This window comes from Bacillus sp. MBGLi79, assembly GCF_002953915.1.
This window is the reverse complement of sequence record NZ_CP026521.1, coordinates 4,088,279-4,099,233: the sequence shown is the minus strand read 5'-3', so window position 1 is coordinate 4,099,233 and position 10,955 is coordinate 4,088,279. Positions and strand designations below refer to the sequence as shown.

General features: G+C 47.6%; 12 protein-coding genes. 10 read left to right on the top strand and 2 right to left on the bottom strand.

What is annotated here, in order from left to right:
• Positions 1-250: 250 nt before the first annotated feature.
• The gene (locus C1T29_RS20940) at positions 251-976 is read right to left on the bottom strand and encodes a C39 family peptidase (RefSeq protein ID WP_026580157.1); all 726 of its coding nucleotides are present in this window, start codon (positions 974-976) and stop codon (positions 251-253) included.
• A gap of 232 nt (positions 977-1,208) precedes the next feature.
• Between C1T29_RS20940 and C1T29_RS20935 the strand changes: the two genes are divergently transcribed.
• From C1T29_RS20935 to hisIE, 8 genes are read left to right on the top strand one after another with little or no spacing between them, the layout of a single operon-like run.
• Positions 1,209-2,384: an ATP phosphoribosyltransferase regulatory subunit gene (locus C1T29_RS20935; RefSeq protein ID WP_023856362.1), complete on the top strand. Its 1,176-nt coding sequence runs from the start codon at positions 1,209-1,211 to the stop codon at positions 2,382-2,384.
• Entirely contained in the window at positions 2,377-3,018 is a 642-nt protein-coding gene (gene hisG, locus C1T29_RS20930) for an ATP phosphoribosyltransferase (protein ID WP_023856361.1), read from the top strand. Before C1T29_RS20935 ends, hisG begins: the two co-directional genes overlap by 8 nt.
• Positions 3,015-4,295 (top strand): histidinol dehydrogenase, encoded by a 1,281-nt coding sequence (hisD, locus tag C1T29_RS20925; RefSeq protein ID WP_039073041.1) that lies wholly within the window; start codon positions 3,015-3,017, stop codon positions 4,293-4,295. Before hisG ends, hisD begins: the two co-directional genes overlap by 4 nt.
• Positions 4,295-4,879 carry an imidazoleglycerol-phosphate dehydratase HisB gene (hisB, locus tag C1T29_RS20920; protein WP_023856359.1) on the top strand — a complete coding sequence of 195 codons (585 nt, stop codon included), beginning with the start codon at positions 4,295-4,297 and terminating at the stop codon, positions 4,877-4,879. Before hisD ends, hisB begins: the two co-directional genes overlap by 1 nt.
• A complete protein-coding gene (gene hisH, locus C1T29_RS20915; RefSeq protein WP_208945549.1) occupies positions 4,880-5,518 on the top strand; it encodes an imidazole glycerol phosphate synthase subunit HisH in 639 nt (212 codons plus the stop codon).
• The gene (gene hisA, locus C1T29_RS20910; RefSeq protein ID WP_023856357.1) at positions 5,515-6,252 is read left to right on the top strand and encodes a 1-(5-phosphoribosyl)-5-[(5-phosphoribosylamino)methylideneamino]imidazole-4-carboxamide isomerase; all 738 of its coding nucleotides are present in this window, start codon (positions 5,515-5,517) and stop codon (positions 6,250-6,252) included. The genes hisH and hisA overlap by 4 nt, the downstream gene beginning before the upstream one ends.
• Complete coding sequence (gene hisF / locus C1T29_RS20905; protein ID WP_023856356.1) at positions 6,249-7,007, top strand: imidazole glycerol phosphate synthase subunit HisF; 759 nt, start codon at positions 6,249-6,251, stop codon at positions 7,005-7,007. The genes hisA and hisF overlap by 4 nt, the downstream gene beginning before the upstream one ends.
• Positions 7,004-7,636, top strand: a complete 633-nt coding sequence (gene hisIE / locus C1T29_RS20900; RefSeq protein WP_023856355.1) for a bifunctional phosphoribosyl-AMP cyclohydrolase/phosphoribosyl-ATP diphosphatase HisIE — start codon at positions 7,004-7,006, stop codon at positions 7,634-7,636. The genes hisF and hisIE overlap by 4 nt, the downstream gene beginning before the upstream one ends.
• A 23-nt stretch (positions 7,637-7,659) precedes the next feature.
• Here the strand turns inward: hisIE and C1T29_RS20895 are convergent, their stop codons facing one another.
• The gene (locus C1T29_RS20895) at positions 7,660-8,157 is read right to left on the bottom strand and encodes a GNAT family N-acetyltransferase (protein WP_023856354.1); all 498 of its coding nucleotides are present in this window, start codon (positions 8,155-8,157) and stop codon (positions 7,660-7,662) included.
• 294 nt (positions 8,158-8,451) lie between these two features.
• On the opposite strand from C1T29_RS20895, the gene C1T29_RS20890 reads away from it, so the two are divergent.
• Positions 8,452-9,912, top strand: a complete 1,461-nt coding sequence (locus C1T29_RS20890) for a tetratricopeptide repeat protein (RefSeq protein WP_023856353.1) — start codon at positions 8,452-8,454, stop codon at positions 9,910-9,912.
• Positions 9,913-10,078: 166 nt separating this feature from the next.
• Positions 10,079-10,955, top strand: an 877-nt coding sequence (gene trxB, locus C1T29_RS20885) for a thioredoxin-disulfide reductase (protein WP_208945548.1), incomplete at its 3' end; no start/stop codon positions are given.

The following is a 10,955-nucleotide window of genomic DNA, read 5'->3' as shown; positions in this document are numbered from 1 at the left end:
AACAGATTTGTCTCCCTTAGATGAAAGCAATTTCTAGACCTTTTGCAATAAGATGAGACACCTATTTCGGTACTATCATATATGCGAGCTTGCTGAAAAGTAAACAAATAATTTGAATATTATGAAAAAACAGTAAATTGAACACGTGCAATGAGGTTTTTTTCTGTATTTTGGATGTGATGAAAGGGTAAAGAGGCTTATTTTAATAGGGGTTGAAAGAACTAAAAAAGGCAGGGGTTAATCTGCCTTTTTAAGCGGCGATCACGATCGCCTGACTGCCCATTTGTGTCCATGATTTCTCAAAATTTTCTCTGTCTGTTTTTCTGTTTTTATATCCGTACGGATCATTCAAATAAACGTAATCCTCATCATAGCCTGTCACGGCAACACTGTGAACGCTGTACGTCACATCGATTTTACCTGACGGCGTATTCCATGTTTCCATATCGTTGACTGGACTGAAATGAACAGTGGTGATAACCCAAACCGGTCTTCCCTGATTCAGCTGTTCATATATTTTCTCCGGCTCACTTCCCGTCAAATCGACAGCTTTAGTACCTGCGTATGAATAGGCCAAATCGTAAATCGGGCCATGGTAGACACTCAGTCCGGGTCCGTTTTCCATATCTCCCACAAAGCCGTCGTTAGGATTTCCCTTTAAGCCGCTTTCATAGTGCAGAGGCACTCTTTTCACCTCATTGGCAAGCTCATTTTTTGTGACATGATATCCGCTGTAGTTTAAGATCATCGCCAGGCTGGCGACTTCGCAGCCGTTATAAAGCTTCGGCGAGTCCATTTGGTTGATCAGCGGGACGTCAAGCGGCTGATGCACTTCTTTATTGTCAGCAGCATTCTTATGGCTGCTGTGCAGCATTTCGGCTAACGGGCTTAACGCATCTTTAGAAAACAGTATAAGAACGGCGGTTATAAGAGCTGCTACGAAAAAAATTAAAAAAAGAGTTTTGAAAAATTTCATTCTGAGTCTCCTGTCTTCCCTTTGCTGGTTTGGTTAAGGCAAAGATTTGCAATTGTTTATATTATAACATCAAGATGTTCATTACATAAAAGTTATCATTTCCCATACGGTCCGTAGTCTATTTTAAGAGCGGCTGTTGATTTTGATTCTTTTATCTGTTAGCATATTATCATATTAGCGAACTAAAGGATTCGGAATTTTCCTTCAAACAGTTATGGGGGTGCAAGTGTAGATGTTTATGTTTGAAAAACCGCATGGCATGCGGGATACGCTGCCTGTGCTTTACGAAACAAAGAAAAAGGTGCGCTCTTCATTAACAGAGGTGATGGCTTTGTGGGGGTATCAGTTCATGGAGACACCGGCCCTTGAATTTTATGATACGGTCGGTGTGCAGTCGGCCATATTGGATCAGCAGTTATTTAAACTCCTTGATCAGGAGGGGCAGACGCTCGTGTTAAGACCTGATATGACGGCCCCGATCGCAAGGGTGGCGGCCTCAAAGCTTCATAAAGATGATCACCCGCTTAGAGTGGGCTATGCTGCAAATGTGTTCAGGGCACAGGAACGTGAAGGCGGACGTGCCGCCGAATTTGAGCAAGTCGGCGTCGAACTGATCGGCGATGGATCTACAAGCGCTGACGCAGAAGTGATTGCACTCGTCATTTTTTCGCTTAAAAATGCCGGCCTGACTTCATTTAAAATCTCGATCGGCCATGTCGGAATTTCAGATGCTTTGTTTGTGGAGGTTTTAGGAAATGAAGAAAGGGCTCATGTCCTGCGGCGCTATTTATACGAAAAGAACTATGTCGGCTACCGGGAGCATGTAAAATCCCTCAATTTATCCTCAATTGATAAAAGCAGGCTGCTCGAGCTTTTGGAGCTGAGAGGCGGTATTGAAACGTGCGGCAAGGCGGCATCGATCATCGATTCTGAAAAAGGAAAACGCGCGGTTTCAGAACTGAAGACGCTTTGGGAGACACTCGGCGACTATGGTTGCACGGACGACATTAAACTTGATTTAGGCATGGTCAGCCATATGAGCTACTATACGGGTGTTTTGTTTGAAATCTATGCTGAAAACGTCGGCTTTCCGATCGGAAACGGCGGCAGATACGACCAGCTTCTCGGCCGCTTCGACTCACCCGCTCCGGCAACCGGTTTCGGCATCAGGACTGACAGGCTGCTAGAAGCATTGAAGCCGGCGGAAGAGCAAGAAAAAATCGATGTCGTCATCTTCAGCACGGAACAGAGAAAAGAGGCGATCAAATTTGCCGAAGAAGAGCGAAGAAAGGGCAAAAAAGTCGTTATACAGGACTTAGCGGGAATCGGAGATATTGACCAAATGACAAAGTCTTTTCAAAACGTGACCTATTTTATCGGGGCCAGAAAGGAAGAGAAGCATGGGTAAGGAATTGACGATTGCGATGCCGAAAGGGCGGATATTTGAAGAAGCTGCCGATATGCTTCGAAAAGCAGGCTATCAGCTCCCTGAAGAATTCGATGATTCGAGAAAACTGATCATTCAGGTGCCTGAAGAGAACCTTCGCTTTATCCTCGCCAAGCCGATGGATGTCACAACATATGTCGAGCACGGGGTGGCCGATGTCGGAATCGCCGGCAAAGATGTGCTGCTGGAAGAAGAACGCGATGTCTACGAGGTTCTTGATTTAAACATCAGCAAATGCCGTCTTGCCGTAGCCGGCCTGCCAGAGACGGCGGCCGACAACGTTGCGCCCCGGGTTGCGACCAAGTATCCAAATGTCGCGTCAAGCTACTTCAGGGAGCAGGGAGAACAAGTGGAAATCATCAAGCTCAACGGTTCGATTGAACTCGCTCCCTTGATCGGACTTGCCGGCCGAATCGTTGATATCGTATCAACAGGACAGACTTTAAGGGAAAACGGGCTGGTTGAAACCGAAAAAATTTGCGACATCACGTCACGTTTCATCGTAAATCCTGTCAGCTACCGAATGAAAGACGCAGTCATCGATGAAATGGCTTCAAAACTTTCTCTTATTGTGGAAGGGGAAAAAGTAAAATGAAGATCAAAACCATCAGCGGAAATACGTCGGTTTCCCTAAAGCGCACTATTGACGCCGGAACGGAAGAGCAAAGAAAAGCGGTCCGCGGCATTATCGATGAAGTGAAAAAGTACGGGAATTCAGCTGTTTCCGCATTCACAAGACAATTTGACGGAGCGGATGTGGCCGACTTTCGCGTTTCTGAAGAGGAAATCAAGGAAGCATACATCACGCTCAATGAACGTGATCTCGAGATTATTCGGGCGGCGATTTTTAACATTAAAGAATATCATGAGCGGCAGCTCGCATCATCATGGTTTTACCACCGCAAGGACGGAACGATGCTCGGCCAGAAAATCACGCCCCTTGATTCAGCGGGAGTGTACGTGCCCGGCGGAACGGCTGCTTACCCATCATCCGTTCTGATGAATGTTATTCCGGCGCTTGTTGCCGGTGTCGATCGCATCGTCCTTGCCTCACCTCCGGGAAAAGACGGCAAATTGTCGGCGGGAGTGCTGGCAGCTGCCGCTGAGCTTGGCGTCACAGAGATTTACAAAATGGGCGGTGCTCAGGCGATTGCCGCATTGGCTTACGGAACAGAAACCATTTCCCCCGTCGATAAAATCACAGGACCTGGAAATATTTACGTCGCCTTGGCTAAACGGGAAGTATTCGGCCAGGTTGATATTGATATGATCGCGGGCCCAAGTGAAATCGCCATTCTCGCTGACAGTACGGCAAATCACCGGGAAATCGCTGCTGATCTACTTTCACAGGCTGAGCATGATGCGATGGCAGCGAGCATTCTTGTCACCGACTCAAAGCCGCTTGCCGAATCTGTTTTAAAAGAGGTTTACGAACAGCTCGAACATCTTCCAAGAAAAGAGATTACACAGCAGTCGATTGACAACCACGGTTTGATCTATGTTACAAAGACGATGCATGAAGCTGTTTCCGTCATCAATGAGCTCGCTCCTGAACATTTGGAAATTTTAACAGCTCAGCCTGACGCCCTGCTCGGACAGATCAAACACGCGGGAGCCATTTTCCTGGGCCGCTACAGTTCAGAGCCGGTGGGAGATTATTTTGCGGGCCCTAATCATGTTCTGCCGACTAACGGCACAGCCAGATTTTCAAGCCCGCTAAATGTGACCGACTTCCAAAAGCGCTCCAGCATCATTTCCTACAGCAGGGATGCATTCCGCGAGAATGCCGAGAGCATTGCGGCCTTTGCAAGATTGGAAGGACTTGAAGCCCATGCAAGAGCAATTGAATCCAGAAACCGGGAGGAAGACTGATGAGAAAAGCCGAACGGGCAAGAAAAACCAATGAAACTGATATTAAATTATCCTTTCATATTGACGGAGAAGGGAAAGCGGATATTCAAACGGATGTCCCGTTTATGACGCATATGCTCGATTTATTTACAAAACACGGGCAGTTTGACCTTTCAGTTGAAGCGAAAGGCGATGTTGAAATCGACGACCACCATACGACGGAAGATATCGGAATTTGTCTCGGACAGGCGCTTTTGGAAGCGCTCGGAGATAAACAAGGAATCAAACGCTACGGTTCGAGCATAGTGCCGATGGATGAAGCGCTCGCCCAGGTTGCGATTGATCTGAGCAACAGGCCGCACCTCGAGTTCAGAGCCGAATTCCCGAGCCGGAAAGTCGGAACCTTTGATACAGAGCTTGTCCATGAATTTTTGTGGAAGTTTGCGCTGGAAGCGCGAATGAATCTTCATGTCATCGTTCATTACGGTACGAATACTCACCACATGATCGAAGCGATTTTTAAAGCGCTGGGACGTGCGCTTGATGAAGCGACATTGATCGATCCGCGGGTCAAAGGAATTCCGTCAACGAAAGGAATGCTGTAAATGATCGGTGTCATAGATTACGGAATGGGAAATCTGTACAGCGTCTCTAAAGCGCTTGAACGGATCGATGCCCCTTATTTCGTATCCGAGCATCCGGATGAACTTAAGAAAGCGGACAGCTATATCCTTCCGGGAGTCGGAGCTTTTCGGGATGCGATGGAGACTTTAAGCCAGACCGGCCTGAAAACATTTATTCAAGATGCCGTAAGTGAAGGAAAACCTCTTCTCGGCATATGCCTCGGTATGCAGCTGTTATTTGAAGAAAGCGAAGAACGCGGGGCGTCAAAAGGACTCGGCCTTTTGAAAGGAAAAATCGTTAAACTGAAAGACCGTGATCAAGCGGGAGCTCGCTTAAAAGTGCCTCACATGGGCTGGAATCTTCTCACGGTCCACCGCGACTCTCCGCTTTTACCAAAGACGAAAGAAGGGTATGCGTATTTCGTTCATTCGTATTATGTCTGCGGAATCGAAGAGGAAGCTTTGCTTGCCAGCGCCGAATACGGTGTGCGTGTGCCTGCTGTCGTCGGTTTTGGCAATGTATACGGCGCCCAGTTTCATCCGGAAAAAAGCAGTGCGGTCGGCATGTCGATCTTAAAGCGTTTCAAGCAGCTTACACAAGAACAGAAGGTGAAAAAATGAGCGAGTTTACTGTATACCCTGCCATTGACATGAGAAACGGCAAATGCGTCAGGCTCATCCAGGGAGATTATGAAAAAGAAACGATTTACGGTCATTCCCCTCTGGATATGGCCTCCCGGTTTGCTGAAGCGGGGGCAGACTGGATTCATCTTGTCGATTTGGACGGGGCAAGAGAAGGCAAAAAAGTGAACGACAGACACGTCATAAGCATTGCTGATGAGCTCAACGTTAAAGTGCAAGTCGGCGGCGGCATCAGGACCGAAAAAGACGTGTATGACTACTTGTCGCAAGGTGTTGAAAGGGTGATCTTAGGCAGCTCGGCCGTATCAAATCCCGAGTTTGTCAAAAACATGCTGAAAGCTTACGGCCGGCATATCGCAATCGGTCTTGACGCAAGAGACGGATTTGTTTCGACTGAAGGATGGCTTGAGACCTCGTCCGTTAGAGCGGAAGAGCTTGGCCGCGAGCTTGCGAATGAAGGTGCGGAAGTTTTTATCTTTACCGACATTGCGACTGACGGAATGCTGTCAGGACCGAATATCAGCAGTACAGTGGAGCTTGCCAGGGCAACCGGCAAACAAGTCATTGCCTCCGGCGGTGTCAGCTCTCTCGCCGATCTTGAGGCGCTCGCTTCCCGGACTGTGGAAGGCGTCTCTGGCGCCATTGTCGGAAAAGCGCTGTATACCAATCAATTTACCGTGGCTGAAGCGCTTGAAAGGGTGGCGGCAAAGTGATCACAAAACGAATTATCCCGTGTTTGGACGTAAAAGACGGCCGCGTTGTCAAAGGTGTGCAGTTTGTTGAATTGAAAGATGCCGGCGATCCCGTTGAGCTGGCTGAAGTATATGATCGTGAAGGCGCCGATGAGCTTGTTTTTCTCGATATCTCGGCATCCCACGAGGGGAGAAAAACGATGGTTGACGTCGTTGAAAGAGTGGCGGCCAAGCTGGCGATCCCGTTTACCGTCGGCGGCGGCATCAATCGTTTGGATGATATGAAAACGATCCTGCGGGCCGGCGCCGACAAAGTTTCCGTTAATACGGCTGCCGTTCTCCGTCCGGAGCTGATAACGGAAGGCGCTGACTTTTTCGGTTCTCAATGCATTGTCGTCGCGATTGATGCAAAATTCGATCCGGAAGCTGATCAGTATTATGTTTATACACACGGCGGACGTAAAAAGACGGACCTTGAGGCCGTCTCATGGGCGAAGGAAGCCGTTCAGCGGGGAGCCGGTGAAATCCTGCTGACAAGCATGGATGCAGACGGAGAAAAGAACGGATTTGACTGCAGGCTCACAAAGCTTGTGTCAGAAGCTGTTTCAGTCCCGGTCATTGCATCCGGAGGCGCAGGTCATGCGGGCCACATGTATGATGCATTTGCAGAAGGGCGGGCGGACGCGGCTCTTGCCGCATCTATCTTTCATTACAAAGAAACATCTGTAAAAGAAGTAAAAGCTTATTTAAAAGAGCGCGGGGTGAATGTAAGATGATCAAGGCAGACGAGTTGACATTTAATGAAGCCGGCTTGATCCCGGCGATTGTCCAGGATGCAGCGAGCAAGGAAGTGCTGACACTTGCTTATATGAACAAAGAATCGTTTGAAAAAACGCTGGAAATGAAGGAGACATGGTTTTTCAGCAGATCGCGAGGAGAGCTCTGGCATAAGGGAGCGACGTCAGGAAACATTCAGCGTGTGATAGACATCAGGCTTGACTGTGATCAGGATGCGCTCATCGTGCTGGTCGAACCGGCGGGACCGGCCTGTCATACAGGAAGCTACAGCTGTTTTTCGCCCGGCGAACATATCAGACAGACTGATGGCGGCCGCTTTGACATCATCAATGAACTTGAAACGGTGATTGCTAAACGGCAGGCTGAAATGCCTGAAGGCGCATATACGACATATTTGTTCCGTGAAGGCGTTGACAAGATTTTGAAGAAGGTTGGCGAAGAAGCGGCGGAAGTCATTATTGCTGCAAAAAACCGGGATTCTGAAGAGCTGAGATGGGAAGCGGCTGACCTTCTTTACCATCTGCTCGTTTTGTTGAGGGAGCAGTCCCTGCCGCTTGATGATGTGCTTGGCGTCCTGAAAGAGCGCCATGAAGGCTCTGAATCATAAGCGCATTGCTTACACCCAAAAAGCTAACTGCCTTTTGGGTGTTTTCCCGTGTTTAATTTCATTACGATTTGCTCTCCGATCGGCCCCATTTTTCTTTCCCCTGTGTCTGCAAATCCGGCTTTCACATACAGGTGCTGGGCCGCGGTGTTTTTCACGTTCACAACCAGCACGATTTCATGACAATGGGTGAACTCCTTGGCGACAAATGCAGGAAGCTTGAGCATTCCTTCTTTTGCATAACCTTTTCCCTGGTGCTTTCTGTCGATGGATAGCGCCGTTAACAGCATGGCGTCCGGGTTGTCCGAATAGTCTTTTACCCTCTCGGTCGCATGCAGGATAAAAAATCCGACGGGTTCGCCTTCGCTTAAAATTACGATTGGAAACTGACCGTCCGTCTGTTTTAAAACCTCTTTCGGCAACGCGGTAAATCGATGCTGTTCTTCAGGAAGCTCGAATTCGAGAAGCGCAGCTGAATGTTCTTCCGAGAAATGCTTCAATTGTATTGATCCGCTTTTTTTCACATGATGAACCCCCTTTCTATGATCATACAATGGGAACGTATATTCGTCACTATCTAGTGCTAAAAAAAGATTTTGCCCTGGTTAAAATAAAAAGCGTACTTCCGATATAAAACCTACCTTAAACCTTCTGAAAGCCCTATGCGCTCCAGTGCTCCAAACGTCAGGAATAAAATGGTGAAAAAACCATATGTGGAAAATGAAGAGAATTTTCTCGAAACTTGTTTTTGGCATATTAAGCCTGCTGGAAACTATGTTATACTACTCACGTTATATAGTTTGAAATGGAGGGTATCTGTGGGAAAGTACACTTCTGAACACCATAAAGATTCGAGAATTGTCCAACTGTTCCAAGATGGGCAATATTTTTATCATAAAGGGCTCAAAGCATATAGAGAACGCAATTTATCCCGCGCAAGCAAGCTCATTCAGAGAGCGATTTTTCTTGAACCGGAAAACACGGGAATGCTGTCCCAACTTGCTGTTATTTACACTGAAATGGGATTTTACCAGCAATCAAATGAACTTTTGGACTTTATCCTGACGAACATCAACGAAAAAATGACTGAATGTTATTATTTTAAAGCCAATAACTATGCGCACCTCGGCCTTTTTCACGAAGCCTATAAAGCAGCGGAGACTTATTTAAAAGAAGACCCGGACGGCGAGTTCAGCGAGGAAAATGCGGAGCTCCTTGATTTATTGGATATGGGAGAGGAAGATGAGGGCTATTCGCAGTTTGATCAGGACGACTTGATTCTGAAACAGGATCGGGCGAAATCACTGCTGGAAAATGGACAGCTTCAGGAATCGATCGTGATGCTTGAAGAAATCACTTCCGATTACCCCGAGTTTTGGTCAGCTTACAACAACCTCGCACTGGCATATTTTTATGCCGGAGACATTCAGAAAGCCAAAACGACGATTTTTACGGTCTTGGAAAAAAGCCATGGAAACCTGCATGCGCTTTGCAATCTTCTCATTTTTTATCACTATGAACGACGGGACGATAAGGTCGAGGCGCTTTCCGAACAGCTTTCCAATGTTTATCCGATGCTGTTTGAGCAAAGGTATAAGCTCGGCGCCACGCTATCCCTCGTCGGCAGATACGATCTCGGCTATAAATGGCTGAAATCACTCTACCGCATGGGATTTGAAGGGGATGAGACCTTTTATTACTGGCTCGCCTGCTCGGCTTACTACACCGGCCGCACTCAATTTGCCCGGTCTGTATGGAAAAAGATGCAGGAAGAGTATCCGGATGACGCCCGCATGGAGCCGTGGAAAGAACGGAAGGAAAAGAAACCTGTCCAGCGGCCGCTTGAGGAGCGCCTTGCCGCGTACTATATCAGCGGAAGAAAAGGGGAAAAAGCCCAGCTTAAAGCGGTGCTTGATTCACAGATGGCAAAAACGCCGTTTGAAGATCAGTTTGTCAGGCTTGTGCTTTACGGGGAAAGCAGTGCAGCCGTTGATTCAAAAGACGCGCTTCTTGCTTACAGAACTGCGAAAGCGATTGAACAAGCGGATCAGTCAGCAATGGAACAGGAGGCCATGTGCTTTTGGATTTTTCATGTCATTCAGCAGATCAGGGCTTACGGCCTTCAGCTGAAAAATGCCGGCGGGCTTGCCGCGGCGATCTATTACATTTGGAAGACCGAGCATCAGGAGCGGCTGACAAAAGCTGAAACCGCAAAAATCTTCCATATCTCGCCCGGAACGCTTTCTAAGTATGAACGTACATTAAAAGAACATCTTTAGAAACAGGTGTGAACTTCACTGTTCAGCCTGTTTTATTATGTGAGCAAAAAAATAGCGATTATTCATGATATTTTATAGGATATGGGTAAGGAAGATATAAGAAGGGAATCTTATTTAACAGAAATGGACTGCTTGACAGCATAAGATTCATGAAGGAGTGAACATTGTGTCAGAAGAAAAGATGTATGACGTCATTATTATCGGAGCAGGTCCTGCGGGAATGACGGCAGCCGTTTATACGTCAAGGGCGAACCTGTCGACTTTGATGGTTGAAAGAGGCGTTCCGGGCGGACAGATGGCCAATACGGAGGATGTCGAAAACTATCCGGGATTTGAAAGCATTCTGGGACCAGAGCTTTCAAATAAAATGTTTGAACATGCGAAAAAGTTCGGCGCTGAGTATGCGTATGGCGATATTAAAGAAGTCGTCGATGAAGGAGACTACAAGATCGTCAAAGCGGGATCAAAAGAATTTAAAGCGCGTGCGGTCATCATCACAGCAGGCGCCGAATATAAGAAGCTCGGCGTACCTGGCGAAAAAGAGCTTGGCGGCCGCGGTGTATCTTATTGTGCGGTTTGTGACGGCGCATTCTTTAAAAACAAAGAGCTCGTCGTTGTCGGAGGAGGGGACTCCGCTGTTGAAGAAGGCGTGTACTTAACCCGTTTCGCTTCGAAAGTCACGATCGTCCACCGCCGCGATAAGCTGAGAGCGCAAAGCATCCTACAGGCGCGCGCGTTTGACAACGAAAAAGTCGACTTTCTCTGGAACAAGACGGTCAAGGAAATTCATGAAAAAGACGGAAAGGTCGGTAAAGTAACGCTGGTCGATACGGTCACAGGCGAAGAAGAAGAGTTCCGGACTGACGGCGTCTTTATCTACATCGGCATGCTGCCGCTTTCAGAGCCGTTCAAAAACCTCGGCATTACAAATGAAGAGGGCTACATCGTGACAAATGAACAGATGGAAACAAAAGTCGAAGGTATTTTTGCAGCGGGCGATATCCGCGAGAAAACCCTTCGCCAAATCGTAACAGCAACAGGCG